The organism is Kordiimonas lipolytica (genome assembly GCF_001550065.1).
The window spans coordinates 192,161-212,768 of the sequence record NZ_LRUB01000011.1 but is presented as its reverse complement, the minus strand read 5'-3'; the positions used below and the strand labels follow the sequence as shown (position 1 = coordinate 212,768).

General features: G+C 56.2%; 17 protein-coding genes. 12 read left to right on the top strand and 5 right to left on the bottom strand.

Going from position 1 to position 20,608, the window contains the following annotated elements:
• The first annotated feature begins 275 nt into the window (after window positions 1-275).
• The 3 genes from KORM41_RS05530 (at window position 276) to KORM41_RS05520 (ending at window position 5,410) form a co-directional block, all read left to right on the top strand.
• Window positions 276-3,083, top strand: a complete 2,808-nt coding sequence (locus KORM41_RS05530; RefSeq protein WP_068145759.1) for an Rne/Rng family ribonuclease — start codon at window positions 276-278, stop codon at window positions 3,081-3,083.
• 150 nt (window positions 3,084-3,233) lie between these two features.
• A complete protein-coding gene (locus KORM41_RS05525) occupies window positions 3,234-4,622 on the top strand; it encodes a M48 family metalloprotease (RefSeq protein WP_068145756.1) in 1,389 nt (462 codons plus the stop codon).
• Between the two features lie 14 nt (window positions 4,623-4,636).
• On the top strand, window positions 4,637-5,410 hold the full coding sequence (locus KORM41_RS05520) for a DsbA family protein (protein ID WP_068145753.1): 774 nt from the start codon (window positions 4,637-4,639) through the stop codon (window positions 5,408-5,410).
• Window positions 5,411-5,478: 68 nt separating this feature from the next.
• Here KORM41_RS05520 and thiS read toward each other — a convergent pair whose 3' ends face one another.
• Window positions 5,479-6,468, bottom strand: coding sequence for a sulfur carrier protein ThiS (gene thiS / locus KORM41_RS05515; RefSeq protein WP_068145750.1), 990 nt, complete (start codon window positions 6,466-6,468; stop codon window positions 5,479-5,481).
• A 127-nt stretch (window positions 6,469-6,595) separates the two neighbouring features.
• Between thiS and aroQ the strand changes: the two genes are divergently transcribed.
• From aroQ to aat, 4 genes are read left to right on the top strand one after another with little or no spacing between them, the layout of a single operon-like run.
• Window positions 6,596-7,054 (top strand): type II 3-dehydroquinate dehydratase, encoded by a 459-nt coding sequence (gene aroQ, locus KORM41_RS05510; protein ID WP_068145745.1) that lies wholly within the window; start codon window positions 6,596-6,598, stop codon window positions 7,052-7,054.
• Window positions 7,055-7,076: 22 nt separating this feature from the next.
• Complete coding sequence (gene accB / locus KORM41_RS05505) at window positions 7,077-7,562, top strand: acetyl-CoA carboxylase biotin carboxyl carrier protein (RefSeq protein WP_068145741.1); 486 nt, start codon at window positions 7,077-7,079, stop codon at window positions 7,560-7,562.
• A 9-nt stretch (window positions 7,563-7,571) separates the two neighbouring features.
• Entirely contained in the window at window positions 7,572-8,924 is a 1,353-nt protein-coding gene (accC, locus tag KORM41_RS05500; RefSeq protein WP_068145739.1) for an acetyl-CoA carboxylase biotin carboxylase subunit, read from the top strand.
• 15 nt (window positions 8,925-8,939) lie between these two features.
• Window positions 8,940-9,599, top strand: coding sequence for a leucyl/phenylalanyl-tRNA--protein transferase (gene aat / locus KORM41_RS05495; protein ID WP_068145736.1), 660 nt, complete (start codon window positions 8,940-8,942; stop codon window positions 9,597-9,599).
• Here the strand turns inward: aat and KORM41_RS05490 are convergent.
• From KORM41_RS05490 to KORM41_RS05480, 3 genes are read right to left on the bottom strand one after another with little or no spacing between them, the layout of a single operon-like run.
• Entirely contained in the window at window positions 9,536-10,024 is a 489-nt protein-coding gene (locus KORM41_RS05490) for a DUF2155 domain-containing protein (RefSeq protein ID WP_082719773.1), read from the bottom strand. The two genes, aat and KORM41_RS05490, sit on opposite strands and share 64 nt — an antisense overlap.
• Window positions 10,021-10,467: an outer membrane lipid asymmetry maintenance protein MlaD gene (gene mlaD / locus KORM41_RS05485; protein ID WP_068145732.1), complete on the bottom strand. Its 447-nt coding sequence runs from the start codon at window positions 10,465-10,467 to the stop codon at window positions 10,021-10,023. The genes KORM41_RS05490 and mlaD overlap by 4 nt, the downstream gene beginning before the upstream one ends.
• 33 nt (window positions 10,468-10,500) lie before the next feature.
• Window positions 10,501-10,896 carry an NADH:ubiquinone oxidoreductase subunit NDUFA12 gene (locus KORM41_RS05480; RefSeq protein ID WP_068145729.1) on the bottom strand — a complete coding sequence of 132 codons (396 nt, stop codon included), beginning with the start codon at window positions 10,894-10,896 and terminating at the stop codon, window positions 10,501-10,503.
• A 490-nt stretch (window positions 10,897-11,386) separates the two neighbouring features.
• On the opposite strand from KORM41_RS05480, the gene KORM41_RS05475 reads away from it, so the two are divergent.
• The 3 genes from KORM41_RS05475 (at window position 11,387) to KORM41_RS05465 (ending at window position 17,876) form a co-directional block, all read left to right on the top strand.
• Window positions 11,387-15,052: a vitamin B12-dependent ribonucleotide reductase gene (locus tag KORM41_RS05475; protein ID WP_068145727.1), complete on the top strand. Its 3,666-nt coding sequence runs from the start codon at window positions 11,387-11,389 to the stop codon at window positions 15,050-15,052.
• Window positions 15,053-15,287: 235 nt separating this feature from the next.
• A complete protein-coding gene (locus KORM41_RS05470) occupies window positions 15,288-17,126 on the top strand; it encodes a putative bifunctional diguanylate cyclase/phosphodiesterase (protein ID WP_068145724.1) in 1,839 nt (612 codons plus the stop codon).
• Between the two features lie 75 nt (window positions 17,127-17,201).
• Entirely contained in the window at window positions 17,202-17,876 is a 675-nt protein-coding gene (locus KORM41_RS05465) for a DUF4389 domain-containing protein (RefSeq protein ID WP_068145722.1), read from the top strand.
• Window positions 17,877-18,103: 227 nt separating this feature from the next.
• Here the strand turns inward: KORM41_RS05465 and KORM41_RS05460 are convergent, their stop codons facing one another.
• Window positions 18,104-19,096, bottom strand: coding sequence for a glycerophosphodiester phosphodiesterase family protein (locus tag KORM41_RS05460; protein WP_197420976.1), 993 nt, complete (start codon window positions 19,094-19,096; stop codon window positions 18,104-18,106).
• A gap of 147 nt (window positions 19,097-19,243) precedes the next feature.
• Here KORM41_RS05460 and KORM41_RS05455 point away from each other — a divergent pair, with 147 nt between their 5' ends.
• A complete protein-coding gene (locus KORM41_RS05455) occupies window positions 19,244-19,672 on the top strand; it encodes a hypothetical protein (protein WP_068145717.1) in 429 nt (142 codons plus the stop codon).
• A complete protein-coding gene (locus KORM41_RS05450) occupies window positions 19,662-20,606 on the top strand; it encodes a sterol desaturase family protein (protein ID WP_068145713.1) in 945 nt (314 codons plus the stop codon). Before KORM41_RS05455 ends, KORM41_RS05450 begins: the two co-directional genes overlap by 11 nt.
• The last annotated feature ends 2 nt before the right edge of the window (window positions 20,607-20,608 follow it).

The window sequence follows — 20,608 nt, the reverse complement described above, 5'->3', positions numbered from 1 at the left end:
CGCTCTCGCGGTCTCAAAATTTAAAATGAGATCGCCATCGACCCCAAGGCCAAATAAGGACAAGAACCGGCAATGGCCAAAAGGCTTTGCGCATCGAAAACAGATTTTTCACGTCGTACACTACTCAGTGAACGGCGGCGTTTTGCTTTGGCCGGTACCTTTCCGGGGACTGCCTACTCCACACCTACAGTAAAATCATACCCATTGGACCCTGCCTGCGCCCCCCTTCGAAAAGAGGGCGTGCCCGCGCGGCAGCCAGTCCGGAGAACAAATATATGTCGACAAGAATGCTTATCGACGCGCGTCACCCAGAGGAGACACGCGTTACTGTTATCAAAGGTAGCCGCGTAGAGGAATTTGACTACGAATCAGCAACAAGACGCCAACTAAAAGGGAATATCTACCTCGCACGCGTAACCCGTGTGGAGCCTTCCCTGCAAGCGGCCTTTGTTGAATATGGTGGCAATCGCCACGGCTTCCTTGCTTTCAGCGAAATCCACCCAGACTATTATCAAATCCCGGTTGAAGACCGTGAACAGATCCTGGCGGAAGAAGTCCAGGCTGTTGCGGAAGAATCCGAGGCAGATGACGTTATCGTCGCGGCTCCTGAGGACGAAGCCAATGAAGACGGTAGCGAAACCGAAATCCAGGCTGGCGACGAAGACGAAAAAGACGCGGAAATCGAAGAAGCCGCTGCCCGTCGTCGTGGTCTGAAGGCGCTCAAGCGCAAATATAACATTCAGGAAGTAATCAAACGCCGCCAGGTGCTTCTCGTTCAGGTTGTGAAAGAAGAACGCGGCAACAAAGGCGCTGCGCTGACCACTTACCTGTCGCTCGCTGGCCGCTACTGCGTGCTAATGCCAAACTCTACCCACTCGGGCGGTATCAGCCGTAAGATTTCAAGCGCCACAGACCGCAAGCGCCTGAAGAAGATGATTTCTGACCTGGAAGTGCCTGAGGAAATGGGCCTGATCGTCCGCACCGCGGGCATGAAGCGCACCAAGACCGAAATCAAGCGCGACTATGAATATATGATGCGCCTGTGGAACGGCATCCGTGAAAAAACGCTCGAATCCGTTGCCCCTACCCTCGTGTATGAGGAAGGCAACCTGATCAAGCGCACGATCCGCGACCTTTACACGCGTGAGGTTGACGAGATTCTGGTGGAAGGCGAAGAAGGCTACCGTGCAGCCAAGGACTTCATGAAGCTCCTGATGCCTAGCCATGCCAAAAAGGTTCAGCACTATAAGGACCGCATTCCGCTGTTCCATCGCTATCAGGTGGAAAACCACCTTGAGGCCATGTTCCAGCCTGTGGTGCAGCTGAAATCCGGCGGCTATATCGTTATCAACCCGACCGAGGCGCTGATTTCGATCGACGTCAACTCCGGCCGGTCCACCCGCGAACATAATATCGAGGAAACAGCCCTCAAGACAAACCTTGAAGCAGCAGAGGAAGTTGCACGCCAGCTTCGCCTGCGCGACATGGCTGGCCTTGTGGTGATCGACTTCATCGATATGGAAGAGCGCAACAATAACCGTGCTGTAGAGCGCCGCATGAAAGACGTGCTGAAGTCTGACCGTGCGCGCATCCAGGTGGGGCGCATCTCTTCGTTTGGCCTGATGGAAATGTCTCGCCAGCGCCTGCGCCCTAACCTCCTTGAAGTTAGCATGGAAACCTGTGAGCATTGCTCCGGTACAGGTATTGTTCGCTCAGTCGAATCCGCCTCACTCATGGTTCTGCGTCAGCTTGAGGAAGAAGGCATTCGGGGCCGTAGCTCAATCGTTCGCGTCATGGCCAGCCCAGAGGTTGCGATCTATCTACTGAACAAAAAGCGCAGCATGCTCTCTGAGCTCGAATCACGCTATGACTTCACCATCGAGGTTACTGGAACGCCATCCTATGGCCCTTCCGAGATCGAAATCACACGTGAAGCCATCACACCGGGCGCCAAGTCTGACGCCCCTACAGAAAGCGCCGTAACGCCAGACAGCCTGCCCGCAGAACCCGAGGTCAAGCAGGAAACCAGCGCACCACAGCGTGATCGTGACGAAGAAAGCTCTGACGACGATAAGCCGCGCCGCAAGCGCCGTCGTCGCCGTCGTCGCCGTCGTGGCGATCGCCCGCAGGATGGCCAGGACCAGCAGACACAGTCGCAGCAGGATGAAGGCGAAGGCGACGATTCCGACGCCGAAGGCCAACGCAATGACGAAGGCGATCAGGATGAAACCCGCGAAGGTAAACCGCGCCGTCGCCGTGGCAGTCGCGGTGGCCGCCGCCGTCGTAGCCGTGATGACCGTCCAGCAGTAGAGGGCGAAGAACCCCCAATTGCAGCAGAGGAAGGCGCATCTGAATCTCAACCGGCTGCCGCTGAAACTGCCCCAGACGCGACTGAGGCCAAAACGGAAGAAAAGCCGAAGCGCCGCACGCGTACCCGCAAGAAGGCTGAGCCGGAAGCGGAAGCCGCGGCAGAAGCCAAGCCAGAAGCAGCGGACGCCACGGCTGAAGAAAAGCCGAAGCGCCGCACGCGCACCCGCAAGGCTGCTGAACCAAAAGCGGAAGCCGCGGCAGAGGCCAAGCCGGAAGCGGACGACGCCAAAGCAGAAGAAAAGCCAAAGCGCCGCACGCGCACCCGCAAGGCCGCTGAGCCAAAAGCGGAAGCCGCGGCAGAGGCCAAGCCGGAAGCAGCTGACGCCAAAGCAGAGGAAAAGCCGAAGCGCCGCACGCGGACCCGCAAGGCCGCTGAGCCAAAAGCTGAAACAGCGGCAGAAGCCAAGCCGGAAGCCGATGACGCCAAAGCAGAGGAAAAGCCGAAGCGCCGCACGCGTAAAGCCGCGCCAAAGGCAGAGCCTAAAACTGACGCCAAGGTCGACGGCAAAGCGGACAGCAAGGCGGAAGCCCCTGCCAAGGCAGAGAAAGCCAAGCCTGCGGCGAAAGCCAAGCCAGCCCCAAAGCCTGAGGACAAGCCTGTACAGAAAATCTCTGTGACGTCCGACGGTACTGATCAGGCAAGCGCTCCGGTTGCTCCGGAGGCTGAAGGCGGCCCGAAACGTAAAGGTTGGTGGCAGCGCACATTCGGCTAAGGCTCGAATAGTTTGATGGAAGGCGGCGAGGCCACAGCTTCGCCGCCTTTTCTGTTTAATAAGGCCTTTATCCTCACGGCGTTGTCAGTGGATGTTCATTGACGATTAAGCCGCCACCCCATAGCGTGGGCGGAAACTTGGAGACGAGACTTGCTACGCTTCAAACGACACATCATCGCCCTGGCTATGTTCCTGCTGGCTTTCCCGCTATCGCCTGCGCGGGCGCAATCCATTTTGCGCGATGCTGAAACCGAAGCGTTCCTGCATGAAGCATCTGATCCGATCTTCCGGGCTGCGGAGCTGACACCCGCCTCCGTCCATATGTATTTGCTGCATGAAAACTCCATCAACGCGTTTGTGACGGGCGGCCAAAATATCTTCATCCATTCCGGGCTGATTCTGGAAGCCGATGATGTCACCGAATTCCTGGGCGTGATTGCCCACGAAACCTGTCACATTGCGTGTGGTCACCGTTTGCGGACAGGTGACGCCGCGATGAACGCAGGCACAACCTCCATTCTTTCGATGGTTCTTGGTGCCGCAGCAATCCTCGCAGGGGGCGCAGATGCAGGCATGGGCATCATGATGGCCGGTCAATCCATGGCGCAGGGCCAGTTCCTTGCCTACAGCCGCGGCCAGGAAAGCGAGGCCGACTTGGCCGGCGCCCGGTACCTTGAAGAGGCTGGCATCTCCGGCGAAGGCATGATCCGCTTCTTTGACAAACTGCGTGACCAGGAAATTCTGGCACAGGTGCGGCAGGACCCATATGTCCGGTCACACCCCCTGAACCGCACGCGTATTCTGCAGTTGCAGGAAGCGGTCGAGAAAAACCCACATTTCAAAGAGCCCGCCAACCCTGTTCTGGAAGAAAAATTCCAGCGCTTGAAGGCCAAGCTCATGGGCTATCTGTATAACCCGCGCCAGACATTACGTATTTACCCACCCAGCGACACCAGCATCCCTGCGCGTTATGCCCGGGTTTATGCCTATCACAAGGCCCTTGAGTGGGATCTGGCGCTGGCGGAAGCCCGCGCCCTTGTGGAAGCCGAACCCAACAACCCATACTTTTATGAAATCATGGGACAGATTCTGTTTGAAAACGGACGCGTGCGCGACAGCCTGCCGGTCTTCCAGCAGGCCGTTGAGCTTGCCCCCCATGAACCACTGATCGCGACAGCCATGGGACAGGCCATGGTGTCACTCGAAGACAAGGCCCTGATGGAGCGCGCCATCCCCATCCTTGAAGCTGCAACGCGTGAAGACCGCGGCAACAGTTTCGCCTGGTTCAATCTTGCCAAAGCCTATAGCTGGATGGGCCGCGACGCCGAAGCAAGCCTCGCGACCGCAGAGCGTTTCTATTCCGGCGGAAATCCAATCTTGGCGGTGATGCATGCACAGCGCGCCCTCGAAGGCTTTAAGACCGGCAGCCCGGAATGGCTCCGGGCACAGGATATTCTCTATGTGTCGCAGGAAGCGGCCGAAAAATTCAGAAAACAACAACAGCAACAGCGCCGCCGGCGTGTTGCCTTTGACCAATAACAGGACATAATTCAGTGAAGATTACGCCCATCGCATTTGCCCTTGCGGCCACCCTGCCCCTTGCCGGCCTTACGGATGCTAACGCCCAGGATACAGCTATCGATCCAGCCGAGCGCGCCAAGATCGAACGCGTGCTTGAAGACTATCTTATGGAAAACCCGGAGATTGTTGTTAAGGCCATCCGCGAACTCCAACGCCGCCAGACGGTTGCGCAGATGCTGCCTGCTGTGCAGATGTACCGCGATTTCCTTGAGAACGAAGAAGGCGCGCCTGTTATGGGCAACCCTAATGGCGATGTAACGATTGTTGAATTTTTCGATTATCGCTGCGGTTTCTGCCGCCGGCATTTTCCGGCGGTGATGAAGCTGGTGCGTGAAGATGGCAATATCCGCCTTGTGCCGCGTCAGTATCCAATCCTGGACCGTCCCGGCCAGACGCCGGTTTCCTTTCTTGCCGCCAAAGCAGCATTGGCTGCCCACAAACAGGGCAAGTTCGAAGAATTCCACATCACGATGATGGGCGACAGCGTTCAGCTGACCGAAGACCGAATCTACCAACTGGCTGCGACCGTTGGCCTCAATGTTGACCAGCTCAAGGCTGACATGCAGGACAAGCTGATCGAAAAGAACGTCAAAAACAGCCTGGCTATCGGCCAGGATATCGGCTTTGACGGCACACCCGGCTATATCATTGGGGATGACATCATCGTTGGCGCGGAAGGCTATAACCGGTTGGTTGAAGCCGTATCCAGAGCCCGCGAGGAAAAGGCCGGTACAGCCGGAAACTAATAGCCAGCAAACACCGCTACAAAAAAGGCCGCTAACTGCGGCCTTTTTCTTACCATCATGTCCCTGCCCTAAATCAGGCCAGAGAGCGGTGAGCTTGGGTCTGCATAGCGTTTCTTCGGCATACGGCCAGCCTGATAGGCCAACCGCCCGCTTTCAACGGCCAGCTTCATGGCGCGCGCCATTTTGATAGGGTCTTTCGCTTCAGCGATCGCGGTGTTCATCAGCACGCCGTCACAGCCCAGTTCCATGGCAACAGCGGCGTCTGACGCCGTGCCGACGCCCGCATCCACCAGCACGGGCACACTCGCCTGTTCGATCATCAGCCGGATTTGAACTGGATTCTGGATGCCCAGGCCGGATCCAATGGGTGCGCCAAGCGGCATGATCGCCACGCAGCCCATGTCCTCAAGCTTCCTGGCCGCGATCGGGTCGTCAGAGCAGTAAACCATGACCTTGAAGCCGTCGCGGATCAGCTCCTCTGCGGCGATGAAGGTCTCCTGCATATTGGGATAAAGCGTTTTCTGGTCACCCAGAACCTCAAGCTTCACCAGGTCCCAGCCGCCCGCTTCCCGTGCGAGCCTGAGCGTCCGAAGCGCGGATTGGGCATCGAAACAGCCCGCTGTATTGGGCAGATAGGTGATTTTTTTGGGGTCCAGATAATCCACCAGCATCGGCTGGTTCGGGTCTGACACATTCACCCGGCGCACAGCAACGGTAACGATTTCAGCACCAGAGGCCTCAACAGCCTTTGCTGTTTCTTCGAAATCCTTGTATTTGCCGGTGCCCACGATCAGGCGCGAGCTGTACTGTTTGCCCGCCAGGGTCCAGGTGTCTCTAGGCTCTTGCGTCACTGTTTCCAGTCCTCCGCCAATAAAATGTACAATCTCTAACTTGTCGCCGTCTTCGAGCGTTACATCGGCAAATGTCGATTTGGGGACGATCTCCAGATTGCGTTCAACCGCAACTTTGGTGGGGTCAAGCCCCAGACTTTCGAGAAAGCTATCAAGCCGCTCTGGCGACCCAATTGTCTTCAATTCCCCATTCACTGTAATTTGCATCTGAACTGCCAAACCTTTACGCGCAAATTGAAATTCCGCAAAAAAATACCGAAGCGGCTTTGCATGCCATGCTTATGGCATTATATAGGTGGCATCAAGCGATCTGTCGAAACATTTGGATTCGATTATGAGTGAAGCGCAGCAAAAAAACATCATGGTCATCAATGGCCCTAACCTTAATCTGTTGGGGACCCGTGAGCCGGAGACCTATGGCAGCCTCACGCTGCCTGAAATCGGCACCATGATCAAAGACCATGCGAAGAACCACGGTCTGAATGTGGATTTCCGACAGAGCAACCATGAAGGCACACTTGTTGACTGGATTCAGGAAGCCGGTGATAGCGCCGACGGCATAATTCTTAATGCCGCGGCCTATACCCACACTTCTGTCGCCATCCGGGATGCAATTGCTGCCATCAACACACCAGTTATTGAAGTGCACTTGTCCAATGTTTTCGCGCGGGAGGAATTCCGTCACCACTCTTTCGTGTCCGACCAGGCCGCGGGAGTGATTTGCGGGTTTGGCGCAACCGGATATGTGCTTGCGATTGACGCGTTTGCCAGTATGCTGCGCGGCAATCAGTGACCAGGGGTTAAAGGCTACTTACATGTCTAAAATTAAAGAATATAAAGAGCTTGTGCGCGAGCTCGCCGAACTTCTCGACAAATCCACACTGTCCGAAATCGAGGTGGAAGAAGAAGATCTCCGCATCCGCGTTGCACGCGAAGTGCCTTCCAGCATCAATTATGCAGCACCAGCGATGGCTGCTCCGGCTCATGCTCCGGCACCCGCTGCGGCTCCAGCGGCAGCGCCTGCCGCGGAAGCAGCCGCACCTGCAGCAGCGGACCCCGCTGACCATCCCGGCGCAGTACCTTCCCCGATGGTTGGTACAGCCTACACTTCCCCAAGCCCAGGGGCCGACCCGTTTGTGACGGTTGGTTCCCAGGTGAAGGAAGGCGATACGATCCTGATTATCGAAGCCATGAAGGTAATGAACCAGATCAAGGCACCGAAATCCGGTACCGTGAAGCAGGTCTTGGTTGCCGACGCCCAGCCGGTTGAGTTCGGTGAACCTCTTTGCATCATCGAGTAGGGACACCTTTTGATGATTAAAAAAGTTCTTATTGCAAACCGGGGCGAGATTGCGCTCAGGATTCATCGTGCCTGTCACGAAATGGGCATCAAGACGGTGGCTGTGCATTCCACAGCTGACGCAGATGCCATGCACGTGCTGCTGGCTGACGAATCCGTCTGTATCGGCCCGCCATCATCCACCGACAGCTACCTGAACATCCCAGCCATCATTTCGGCGGCTGAGATTACAGGCGCCGACGCCATTCACCCAGGCTATGGCTTCCTGTCTGAAAACGCGCACTTCTCCGAGATCGTCAAAGAGCACGGTATCGCATTCATCGGCCCATCAGCCGAGCATATCCGCATGATGGGTGACAAGATCACCGCCAAGGAAACCGTGAAAAAGCTGGGTATCCCGGTTGTTCCGGGGTCCGAGGGCGGTATCACGGACGATGACGAAGCCAAGCGCGTGTGTGACGAAATCGGCTATCCCGTGATCATCAAGGCCTCCGCCGGTGGTGGCGGCCGCGGCATGCAGATTGTTCGCTCAGCCGAAGAGCTGTCGACCAAGCTGAAAACCTGCCGTACCGAGGCAAAGGCGGCCTTCGGTGACGATGCGGTCTATATCGAGAAGTTCCTCCTGAAGCCACGGCACATTGAGTTCCAGCTCATCGGCGACAGCTTTGGCAACTGTATCCACCTTGGCGAACGCGACTGTTCGCTCCAGCGCCGCCACCAGAAGGTGCTTGAAGAAGCGCCCTCACCTGTCATTGACAGTGAAACCCGTGAGCGCATGGGCGGTATTGTTGCCAAGGCAATGGCCGAGTTTGGCTATTGCGGTGCAGGCACCATCGAGTTCCTCTATGAAGACGGTGAGTTCTATTTCATTGAAATGAACACCCGTGTTCAGGTGGAACATCCGGTGACGGAGATGATCACCGGCATCGATATCGTGCGTGAACAGATTCGCGTCGCTTCGGGCGAAAAGCTCAGCTACACGCAGGACATGGTGCGTTTCTTTGGCCATGCCATCGAATGCCGCATCAATGCCGAACATCCGTTCACCTTCATGCCAAGTCCAGGCGTTGTGACCCAATATCACCCACCAGGTGGTCTGAACGTACGCTGTGACAGTGCCGTCTATGCCGGATACAAGATTCCGCCATACTATGACAGCATGGTCGCTAAGCTGATCGTTGCGGGCTACACGCGCGAAGGCTGCCTGCTCAGGCTTCGCCGGTCGCTTGAGGAATATGTGATTGACGGTGTGACCACCACTATCCCGCTCCATCAGGCCCTGATGGACGATCCGGACTTCCAGAAAGGGGATTACGATATCCACTGGCTGGAAAAATTCCTTGAAAAGCACAACGCAAAATAAAGTATATTAGGGGTTATGCCGCACGACAGTATAACCCCTAATCTTTTATTGCAGGCCTATGCAGCCGGGGTCTTCCCCATGGCTGAAAGCCGCGAAGACGAAGAACTGTTCTGGGTTGACCCCGAAGAACGCGGCATCATCCCGCTTGATAGCTTTCATATCCCGAAATCCCTTGCCAAAATTGTGCGCCAGGACCGCTTCACCGTCACTGTGGACCAGGCCTTTCAAAAGGTGGTGCAGGCATGCGCGCGCCCTGCCCGTGGCCGCAACACCACCTGGATCAGCGAACGTATTGAATATCTCTATACAGACCTTCACGAACGCGGCTTTGCCCATTCTGTGGAATGCTGGCTGAAGGATGAGCTGGTCGGTGGCCTTTACGGCGTGTCTCTTGGCGGTGCCTTTTTCGGGGAAAGCATGTTCCACACAGAAACAGATGCCAGCAAGGTGGCGCTGGTGCACTTGGTGGCGCGGCTTAAGGCCGGCCGTTTCATCCTTCTGGACACCCAGTTTGTAACGGATCACTTGAAGCAGTTCGGCGCGTGCGAGATGCCGCGGGACGAATATCAGGCGATGCTCAAGGCCGCGCTGATGATTCACTCAGCAAATTTTTATGGATTGGGGGCGTCGACGGACGGCTCTACCGTCCTGCAGTTGATCACCCAGACATCATAAACCGAATGCTCAAGCGGATTAAGGGCTGGGCTTGACGCAACCATCCAGCCCTCGAACACGCGTTCACGCTCTTCATCGCGCTTGATGTCGTCGATCTCCAGATACGCAAAGGTCTCTGGCGGTTCGATGGGCGGCCGGGTGCGGCAATAGCGTGCTTTAAGGGCCAGCGTTCCGAACCGTGCCTCTTCGCCAATCGGCAATTCAATTTCCGTGATGCGTGCGGTAATTTTGTCGAGCGCCCGAAGCACCACCACATTGTGGGCAACATTGTCAGGGTGGTCTGCAGCGCTGTCCCGCGGGGCTTCCTGTGCGGTCCCCGCGCCGGATTTCTGGATGGGAACCTGGGAGGCGTCTTGGGCAGCCACGCTATGGCCGCCAAGGCCGATAAGAAACGCCAGCGCGATATGCCGCAGGCCGGTTGTCATTCTTTGCTGTCGCCGGTTGCGAACTTGCCGAACAAGCTGATCAGGTCAACCGCGTCCTGGGTTTCCTCGATCTCATCACCGTCAGCGAGCGTCTCCAGCATGCCGCCTGGCAGCAGGCGCAGGTATTTGCCGCCCAAGAGGCCTTCCTGGCTTACGGCAGCAGCCGTATCGCTTGGCAGTTCAACGCCCTGCTCCACAGAGAAGCGGACAACGGCCTGGAACGTCTGGGTATCTAGTGTGTTTGAAAGCACAGACCCAACCTTGACGCCAGCAAGCCGGACGTCGGACCCAACGCCGATACCGTCAATCTGGTTAAACTTTGCCACCAGCGTGTAGCCGCCCGCCATGGCGCCGTCCGTGCGCTCATAGGCGAACATAAGGAACCAGCCTGCGATCAGCAGAACCAGCGCGCCAATAAGAGATTCAACAAGATTGCTCGACATAAACTACTTTCGCTGGCCGGGAGTGATCTACCCTTATGGGCGCCACGCCTCATAATCTGCTGTTGTTGCTGCGCGCTGAGCCGCATTTACGGCGCCAGCAGGCATATAAGCCTTTTCCGTACCTGTCAGGTTCGGCTGGTGCTCTTTTTCCCAAGGTTTGGTTTCAACGGTCTGCTCGGTCGGTAATACATCAACGGTGTAATGCAGCCAGCCGTGCCAGTCTGCTGGAACACGGGACGCTTCAACAGGCCCATTCTTGTAGATGACCCAGCGACGATGGCCGTTCTTTTCCTGATAATAGACATTACCCTGACTGTCTTCGCCGACTTTCACACCCTTGCGGCTCGTGAAAAGGCGCGTGCCGAAAGTGGCAGAGTTCCACCAGGTGAAGATCGGTGACGAAAACAGTTTAGAAATCAGACCAGTCATTACTTTTTTCCATCAATTACGGGAACATTCGCGCCCGTTTAGCACGTTTGGCCCCCAAGGAAAAGCCGCAACAACACCCATATTTCGCAATTGTGACATTTCCGGGGCCATTCCCAATCAGGGCCTTCTGATTCGGCTTCCCGCCCGGGCGAAGCGAAGCATGAAGGAATTGTTACAGGACCATTTGAATTTTTTTTATCGAAGTGAAAATCACACCCCCGTTTGGAAAGACTCATGGCGCTACAATGAGTCGTCCCCCGCACTTGATAAAAAGGGCCAATGTCAACCGCATTAAAGTGAAAAATAGGGCTTGTCCCCTCTGCCTTTTCCTACATAGGATTGGGCCAACTCAAGGGAGCGGCTACTAGATATAGTAGCTGGCAGAGAAATAGGGGCTGGACGGCGCGCGCCTGGGCAGGGGCTGTATTGCAGGCGCAAAAAGCTGCGAGAATCCAGTAAAACATGAGCGATAACCGAACGGGGGAACCGCATGCGTATTGAACGCCGTTTTACCAAAGACATGTCATGTCCATATGCTGGACAGGAGTGGCGTACTGCAGTCAGTGAAATCAGGAATCCGGACGGTTCGATCGTCTTCCATATGGATAATGTGGAGGTTCCCACAAACTGGAGCCAGGTAGCCACGGATATCATCGCGCAGAAGTATTTCCGCAAAGCCGGCGTTCCGCAGGCCCTCAAGCCCGTAGAAGAAGAAAATGTGCCAAGCTGGCTGTGGCGCAAGGAAGCGGACACGGACGCGCTTGAGAGCATGCCTGAAGACAAGCGCTACGGCAGTGAAGCAAGCGCCAAGCAGGTTTTCGACCGCCTCGCAGGCACCTGGACCTACTGGGGCTGGAAAGGCGGCTATTTCGATAGCGAAGCCGACGCCAAGACTTTCTTTGACGAAATGCGCTTCATGCTGTCGAACCAGATGGCGGCGCCAAACAGCCCGCAATGGTTCAACACCGGCCTGCACTGGGCTTACGGTATCGATGGTCCAGCCCAAGGCCACCACTATGTAGACTTCGAAACCGGCAAGCTTGTGAAGTCCAAAAGTTCTTATGAGCATCCACAGCCGCATGCCTGCTTTATTCAGGGCGTGTCCGACGACCTGGTGAACGATGGCGGCATTATGGACCTCTGGACCCGCGAAGCCCGTCTTTTCAAATACGGCTCGGGCACCGGCTCCAACTTCTCAAATATTCGTGGAGAAGGCGAAAGCCTCTCCGGTGGCGGAAAGTCCTCCGGCCTGATGAGCTTCCTCAAAATCGGCGACCGCGCCGCGGGCGCCATCAAGTCAGGAGGCACCACCCGCCGCGCCGCCAAAATGGTTGTGGTTGATATCGACCACCCTGATATTGACGATTTTATCAACTGGAAAGTTGTTGAAGAACAAAAGGTTGCGGCCCTTGTCTCAGGTTCAAAGCTGAATGAAATTCACCTGAACCGCATCATGAAGGCGTGCCATGACGCCAAGCCTGACATGGGCGACAAGGCGTTTGAACCGAAGGAAAACAAGCTGCTGAAGAAGGAAATCATCGCTGCACGCAAGGTGATGATCCCTGAAAACTATGTTCAGCGTGTTATCCAGTTCGCCAAGCAAGGCTACACGTCGATTGACTTCAAAACCTACAACACGGACTGGGACTCGGACGCCTACCTGACTGTGTCGGGTCAGAACTCCAACAACTCCATCCGCGTAACCGACGATTTCATGAAAGCTGTCAATGACGGCGCTGAATGGAACCTGGTCAGCCGCACAGATGGCAGCGTTGCCCGCAAGGTGAACGCCAAGGACCTGTGGCGCGATGTGGGCCATGCCGCGTGGGCGTGCGCAGACCCAGGCATCCAGTTCCACACCACCATCAATGACTGGCATACCTGCCCTGCCTCAGGCGACATCCGCGCATCCAACCCTTGCTCGGAATATATGTTCCTGGACGACACAGCCTGTAACCTGGCGTCCCTGAACCTGATGACTTTCCGCGCGAAGGACGGCAGCTTCAAGGTTGAGAATTTCAAGCACGCCTGCCGCCTGTGGACCATGGTGCTTGAGATTTCCGTCCTGATGGCACAGTTCCCATCCAAGGAAATCGCCAAGCTTTCCTATGAATTCCGCACACTGGGCCTTGGTTTCGCCAACATTGGCGGGCTTTTGATGAGCCTTGGTATGTCCTATGACAGTGACGAAGGCCGCGCACTTTGTGGCGCCATCACGGCCCTGATGACCGGTGAAGCTTACGCGACAAGCGCCGAAATGGCGTCTGAGTTGGGCGCATTCCCAAGCTACAAGAAAAACGCCGACCATATGCTGCGGGTGATCCGAAACCACCGTCGCGCGGCTTACGGCCAGGATGACGGCTACGAGAAACTGCACACCAAGCCTGTGCCGCTCGATATCGAAAGCCTGACCGACCCAGCCATCGGTGTGGCCGCTGGTGAAGCGTGGGATCGCGCGCTTGAAATCGGTGAAGAACACGGCTTCCGCAATGCGCAAGCCACCGTGATTGCACCAACAGGTACTATCGGCCTGGTGATGGACTGTGACACCACGGGCATCGAGCCTGACTTCGCGCTGGTGAAGTTCAAGAAGCTCGCCGGTGGTGGCTATTTCAAGATCATCAACCGCATCGTGCCTCAGGCCCTTGAGGTCCTTGGCTACGACGGTGAAGAGATCAACGACATCACGCTTTATGCCGTCGGTAACAGCACGCTCAAAGGGGCACCCGGTGTCAACCACGAGACGCTGAAGGAGCGCGGGTTCACAACGCGCGAGATCGACGCTGTTGAAGCCCAGCTGAAAAACGCGTTCGACATCAAGTTTGTGTTCAACCAGTGGACGCTGGGTACCGATTTCTGCAAGGAAACGCTTGGCCTGACGGATGAGCAGCTGAACGACTATAATTTCGACCTCTTGGCCGCCATCGGCTTCGACCGGGAAGAAATCGCAGCGGCCAACCTCTTCTGCTGCGGTGCCATGACGCTTGAAGGTGCGCCGCACCTGAAGGAAGTTCACTATAGCGTGTTCGATTGCGCCAACCCTTGCGGCAAGATCGGCAAGCGCTCGCTTTCCTGGCAGAGCCATATCCATATGATGGCGGCGGCGCAGCCGTTCATCTCCGGCGCGATCAGTAAAACCATCAACATGCCGAACTCGGCAGATGTGGATGACTGTATGGCCGCCTATGAGCTCAGCTGGTCGCTCGCTCTTAAAGCCAACGCGCTTTACCGCGACGGCTCCAAGCTCAGCCAGCCGCTGAACGCTGCGCTTCTTGACGACGAGGATCTTGAGGAAGAGCTCGAAGACCTGAATGTTGCCGAGCGCGCCGAAGTGATCACCGAGCGGATCGTCGAGCGCATTGTCGAGGTGGAACGCGAAGCTGGCACCAAGCGCAAGCGTCTGCCCGAGCGCCGCAAAGGCTACACCCAGAAGGCCATCGTTGGCGGGCACAAGGTTTACCTGCGGACTGGCGAATATGATGACGGCAGCGTGGGCGAGATCTTCATCGACATGCACAAGGAAGGCGCAGCGTTCCGGAGCCTGATGAACAACTTCGCCATCGCGATTTCCATCGGCCTCCAGTATGGCGTGCCGCTGGAGGAATTCGTGGACGCCTTCACCTTCACACGCTTTGAACCATTCGGCCGTGTGGAAGGCAACGACACCATCAAGATGTCCACCTCGCTTCTGGACTATATCTTCCGCGAGCTGGCGATCTCCTACCTGGGCCGCGATGACCTCGCACACGTTCAGCCTGCTGACCTGGCACCCGACACAACGGGCCGCGGCGACAGCGGCGATGGCTTGCCGGCGATGGATGAGGAAGTCACCGAAGCGCTTGAGCGCGTTCAGAAATTCGCGTCCTCCGGTTACGTTCGCGGCAGCAACCTTGTGGTTCTGAAGTCGAAAGAAACCAAGGATAGCAAAGAGTTAGAGACCGTTTCTGTTGCCACAGGTACGGCCGGCGTAGCCACAGTGGCTGTAGGTTCCGCCATGGCGAACGGTGCTACGGAAGCAACGGTTGACGCTCGGGTTGCGGCCCGTATGAAGGGATATGAAGGCGATGCCTGCGGCGAATGCGGCAACTTTACGCTGGTTCGTAACGGTACATGCCTGAAGTGCGACACCTGCGGCGGGACATCCGGCTGCAGCTAGGCACATAGAGAATTACCCCACCCACTAACCCGTCCCAGTGGGTGGATATCTCGGGGAAGGTTCTGCCTTCCCCAATTTTTTTGCCTGCGTCAGAACAGCCGGGCCAGAAGCAAAGAAACGTCCAGGCAGAGCCGTAAATTTACTATAATTTTCAACTTGTTGTTTCCTCGGCTCCATCACGAGCCTATAGTACTGCCTGCAACACTTGAGCCTTTACCAAATCTTTACTCACAAGATGTTCAAGTGTCGGGAATGCGCTGGCGCATCGCTCCGCATTCCGAATGTTGTATCTTTTCTCGTGGAGCTGACTGTGGCAGACACGCTTGGAAGCAAGGTTTCTCCGATTGCCAACCCATCGGGCGGTGGCGCTCAATCATCGCGCATCGTCAACACAAGCGCCGTTGCAGAGCGCCTGCCGGTTGGCATCCTTGTGTGCGGCGTAACCTCCGGCAATGTCATTGAGGCCCTGTTTATCAACGGTTTTGCCCGTGAGGTGTTTGACCTCAAGGATGGCGCGCAGATGCCCTGCACGCTGGACAGTGTCTGGAGCGCGAATGAGAATCACGTTCTTTCGGGCCAGATTCTGGAGGTCCACCGGTCCGGGCGCAGCGCCAGCTTTGAATGGTCGATCCGTGTCGGTGCCATTGAACGCTTCCTGTCGTCGCACCTGCTGCCGCTTGAAGATCACGAAGGCCGCATCTATCAGGTTATTTGCACCATTGAAGATCAGACGGCGGAAAAACTGGCAGAACGCAACCTTCTGCATCACGCCTTCCACGACGCCCTCACCGGCCAGCCCAATCGGGTCTTGTTCCGGAACAAGCTTGAAGAAGCCGTTACTGAATGCCAGCGCTCTGGCTCAGGCGCGGGCTGCGCGGTGCTGATCATCAACATCGACCGCTTCCAGCAGATCAACGAAAGCTTCGGGCATTCCTCAGGCGACCGGTTCCTGATTTCCATGGCCTCGACGCTTCGGCGCTGTATCCGCAGCTCAGACACCCTCGCCCGCCTCTCAGGCGACGAGTTTGCCATTCTTGTGTCTCACTTCAACGACATCGAAGAAGTGGAAATGATCTCCCGCCGTATCCATGACGCCATGGCGCTTCCCTATGATCTGGACGGCAATGAGGTTTTCACCAGCGTCTCGGTTGGCGTTGCCACAACCATTTCCAGCTCCACTCACCCGGAAGACCTGATCCGCGATGCCGATTTCGCCATGCACCGCGCGAAGTCTGCTGGCAAGGCGCGCACAGAGATTTACCAAAGCGATTCGCACCAGCGTGCACGCTCCCAGTTCCATCTGGAAACAGAGCTTCGGCGCGCAGTGGAACGGGGCGAGCTGGAGCTTAACTACCAGCCTATTATCGACCTGAAGACAGACGAGCTCCATGGGTTCGAGGCCCTCACGCGCTGGGTTCATAAAGACCGCGGCGCCGTCTCCCCTATTGAATTTATCCCGCTGGCGGAAGAAACCGGCGTGATCGTTCCCCTTGGGCGCTGGGCAGTCGATTCTGCCTGTGCTGCCGTTAAGTCCTGGCTTGATGAAATGGGCCCAGAAAAAACGGTTCCGGTGAATGTGAATGTCTCAGGCGTTCAGTTCGCGCGGGACGATGTTGCCGGCATGGTGGAAAAGGCGCTCAAGGAACATGACCTTCCAGGCCACCTTATCCGCATCGAGCTGACGGAAAGTGCCATTATGGCCAACCCGACCCGTATTTCCGAAACGCTGTCCCGCATCCGTAAGTTGGGTGTGAAAGTAGCGCTTGATGACTTCGGCACGGGCTACAGCTCGCTTAACTATCTTCACCAGTTCCCGATCGACATTATCAAGATCGACCGCAGCTTCATCAACCAGCTGGAAAAGGACAATGCGCCTTTCAAAATTCTGGAGATGATCGGCATGCTGGCGACCAACCTTGGCCACGAAGTGGTGGCCGAAGGGCTTGAGGACGTGGAGCACATCGAAATGCTGCGCAGTTTGGACTTCAGCTTCGGTCAGGGCTACTTCTGGTCAAAGCCGGTTGATACATCATCGGCCACAGAAATAGTCCGCGGCAAGCTGCCTTGGGCCTGAAGCCCTTGAAGGCACCATAACGGTGCACCACATATGGTTTAAAGACATTCACTCCGCCGACAGACAGGGAATGATATGAGCGAGGAAACCAGCAAAACATCCGATAAGGAGCCTGCCAAGAAGGCCGCTCCCAAAACCACGGCAAAAAAGCCTGCGGCTAAGGCCGCTACTGCGAAGAAGGCGCCTGCGAAAAAAGCGGCTACAACGCGGAAAACATCAAAGGCCGCGCCGAAGAAGCCCGCTGCGTCGAAGACCACAACCAAATCAACGGCGAAAAAGACCACAAGCCGGAAAGCACCTGCCAAGAAACCTGCGGCAAAGGCTGCTGCAGCCAAGACGCCAAAGCCCGAGCCCAAGGTTTCCAGCATTGCGGATGAGCAAGAGCGTATCTCTGAAGCTGCTGATAAGCCCGAAAGCACGGATACGGCCGCACGCGCAGGCGATGACAACGGCTTTGATGCTGAAGAATTCAAAGAGGCCATTAAACGAAAGGACTGGGGGTCACATTTTTCCAGGCTTCTGTTTGTGGTGCTCTATAGCGCGATTGGCTTTATCGCCGTTCAAGCCATCATCGTCCTGGCGCTTGCCCAGTTGGTGCTTATTGTGCTGAACGACAGCCAAAATGACACTGTCCGCAGTGCCATGACCATTCTTGGCCGCTATATCAGCGAAATCATGGATTACCTGAGCTTCGCAACCGATGAACGGCCCTTCCCGCTTGGAAAAGAGCTGCCAACAGACAGCGACTAGACGCAATATCTCTGTTTCACGCATACAAAAGGCGCCAAACGGCGCCTTTTTCTTTGAAGCCTGATGCAAGTCATCCTGGCTACATATAAAGGCCAGCCTGTTCGAACAAAACCTCGGCGCCCAGCCGAATAACGGCTGCGGCAACAATGGCGGTAAACAGTCCTTTGATAAGGTCAAACATGGTGCGATCTTACCTCAATGCCCAGGCTACAGCAAGCCTGCCAACCTCACTGAGCTTCTTGACCCTTCTGCCTTTGTAAAAACGCATCGCGGCTCCTTAATGCCACATCGGCATGATCAGAAAAGGCGCCGTCAATGCCAAGCGACCAGTAGGCATCCAATTCTGCTTCCATATCGGCGAAACCGTCCCCCACTTGATCGGCTCGGAACGTCCAGGGATGCACCTTGTATCCAAGCCGGTGCGCCTCCTCCAACACGCCAGTAGACTTGCCGTCACCGTCCATCAAGAGCTGCTTGTAGGGGCCAATTCCGGCGATAATGTTCCCGTACTTGTCAAGCGGTACATCCAGCCTGTAGCGGCCGGTGGATGGGTCTTCCGCGCCTTCAATCAGCCAGATGAGTGGCGCGCTGGTGTGGGGTGCAACCTCCACAAGGTAATCACCGCTAAAACACTGGAAATAAACGGGAATACCCGAACCCTGTGCATGCCTGAACACCTCAAGCAAGGCGGGCGTTGGGTCCAGCCCCATTGCTTTATAATCCAGCGGGTGTTTCATCTCGATATAGAGCCCCACCTGGCTGTCACCCCGCTCGGACTCCACGAGCGCGAAGATTTCCTCAATGGTCGGGACCACCTCTACCCCATCATAATCGGTGCCACGGGTCGGGCGCGCCTGCCGCGCCTTCAGCGTCCTCAGTTCGCTCAAGGTGAAATCAAAAACCCACCAGTCGGTCTTGCCGCGAATCTCCCGGCGCCTGTCCGCAAACTCGGGATGGTCTGCCACATTTGTGCTGTCGGACAAGTAAACGTCATGCCGGGCCACCAGCTTGCCGTCTTTGGTCATCACCAGGTCCGGCTCGATATAGTCGGCACCCATTTCGATTCCCATTCGGTAAGCCATCAGCGTATGCTCAGGCCGGTAACCACTTGCACCACGGTGGGCGATAACAATTGGATCAGCATCACCCGCATGAACCATCGTCATGCCTCCTGTCGCCATAAGGATCAGGCCGAAAAAAGCCTTTATTCTCAATTTCATAATCATACGCCCTTCGTGCATTTTGCAAACAGCGAAAGCACCCTGCCCTGAAAATGTGACAATCAGGTTTCCTTCGTGACCCAACCAACCAATTCAAGACTTGACGGTCTATTAATTCAAGGGCCTTTTATAGGTGGAGGATCGATTATGGATTTGGGACTAACGCTCGGCTCGCTTGTAGCCATTGTGATACTTGCCTTTCTGGCGTCAAAAATGTTCCCCAATAAGGGCCGCTTGGATGAAGAGCGCGTCTCGAGGAACCTGAAGCGCTATGAACCAGACGTGGATATCGACGATATTTTCATCGATGCCACAGGGAAATATGCGCTCGTCGGCCTTAAGGCCCCCGCTGAAAGCCTCGGTCTCTTGCGGCTTCTTGGTGACAGGGTGGTGTGCCGCTTGTTGACCGCCGCAGATATCCGTTCGGTTTTCAAGGATCACGCCCGGATCACGCTGGTTCTCAACGATTTCACTCAACCCGAGATCACCTTGACCATGTCGAATGACACGCTGAAATCTGTGGCCGATCTTCTTGACGCCTTCACCAACAAGCTGGAGTCCGCACATGCCGCTTGATCTACCGAAACCAACCGAGTTTGCGGTTCCAGCCTTCGTCTTTTTCGTGCTGGTGGAAATGATCTATGGCTGGAAGACGGGCCGAGCGAAATTCGAAGGCAAGGATTCCCTCACGTCTCTGTTCATGGGGCTTGGCAGCACGGTATCCGGCGCCATTACCGCGTCGCTTACCTTTGTCGTGGCCTATTGGGTTTGGGAAAACTTCCGCATTTTCGATATGGGGGCCAGTTGGCCGGTCTTTGCACTGGCCCTCGTGCTGGATGACCTGGCCTATTACTGGATTCACCGCTTCGGGCACCGCTCGCGCTGGATGTGGGCAGCCCATGTGATCCATCATTCAAGCCAGCACTATAACCTGACGACGGCACTCAGGCAGACCTGGACCAGCCAGCTCACGCCAAGCTTCCTGTTCAAATGGCCCATTTTCATCCTGGGCATTGAGCCGGCGATTGTATTCTTCTGCGCCGGGCTGAACCTGATTTACCAATTCTGGTTCCACACCGAGGCAATCGACAAGATGCCACGCTGGTTCGAGGCGGTTTTCAACACGCCAAGCCACCACCGGGTGCACCATGCCAACAACCCGAAATATCTTGATTCCAATTATGCTGGCATCTTCATCATCTGGGACCGGCTGTTCGGCACGTTTGTGCCGGAAGATAAAAACGAGCCCTGCCGCTATGGGCTTGTGCGCGACCTGGGCACGTTCAACCCGCTTCGTGTTGCATTCCATGAATGGTGGGGCATTGTGACAGACGTTTGGCACGCCAAGGGCTTCAGGAACAAGCTGATGTTCCTCATCGCCCCGCCTGGCTGGACGCCGGACGGCAGCCGGAAAACCAGCGACATGATCAAGGCAGAATGGCGCGAACGCCAGGAAAAAGCAGGCCATGAAGGCGCAGCGTCAGTCGCGTCTCCCGAAAAGGCGGCCTGACG

Coding starts and splice junctions, on each gene's coding strand:
- KORM41_RS05530 (WP_068145759.1), top strand. CDS start 276: ATGTCGACAAGAATGCTTATCGACGCGCGTCACCCAGAGGAGACACGC.
- thiS (WP_068145750.1), bottom strand. CDS start 6,468: ATGCAAATTACAGTGAATGGGGAATTGAAGACAATTGGGTCGCCAGAG.
- aroQ (WP_068145745.1), top strand. CDS start 6,596: ATGAGTGAAGCGCAGCAAAAAAACATCATGGTCATCAATGGCCCTAAC.
- accB (WP_068145741.1), top strand. CDS start 7,077: ATGTCTAAAATTAAAGAATATAAAGAGCTTGTGCGCGAGCTCGCCGAA.
- aat (WP_068145736.1), top strand. CDS start 8,940: ATGCCGCACGACAGTATAACCCCTAATCTTTTATTGCAGGCCTATGCA.
- KORM41_RS05490 (WP_082719773.1), bottom strand. CDS start 10,024: ATGACAACCGGCCTGCGGCATATCGCGCTGGCGTTTCTTATCGGCCTT.
- mlaD (WP_068145732.1), bottom strand. CDS start 10,467: ATGTCGAGCAATCTTGTTGAATCTCTTATTGGCGCGCTGGTTCTGCTG.
- KORM41_RS05480 (WP_068145729.1), bottom strand. CDS start 10,896: ATGACTGGTCTGATTTCTAAACTGTTTTCGTCACCGATCTTCACCTGG.
- KORM41_RS05475 (WP_068145727.1), top strand. CDS start 11,387: ATGCGTATTGAACGCCGTTTTACCAAAGACATGTCATGTCCATATGCT.
- KORM41_RS05470 (WP_068145724.1), top strand. CDS start 15,288: ATGTTCAAGTGTCGGGAATGCGCTGGCGCATCGCTCCGCATTCCGAAT.
- KORM41_RS05465 (WP_068145722.1), top strand. CDS start 17,202: ATGAGCGAGGAAACCAGCAAAACATCCGATAAGGAGCCTGCCAAGAAG.
- KORM41_RS05460 (WP_197420976.1), bottom strand. CDS start 19,096: ATGAAATTGAGAATAAAGGCTTTTTTCGGCCTGATCCTTATGGCGACA.
- KORM41_RS05455 (WP_068145717.1), top strand. CDS start 19,244: ATGGATTTGGGACTAACGCTCGGCTCGCTTGTAGCCATTGTGATACTT.
- KORM41_RS05450 (WP_068145713.1), top strand. CDS start 19,662: ATGCCGCTTGATCTACCGAAACCAACCGAGTTTGCGGTTCCAGCCTTC.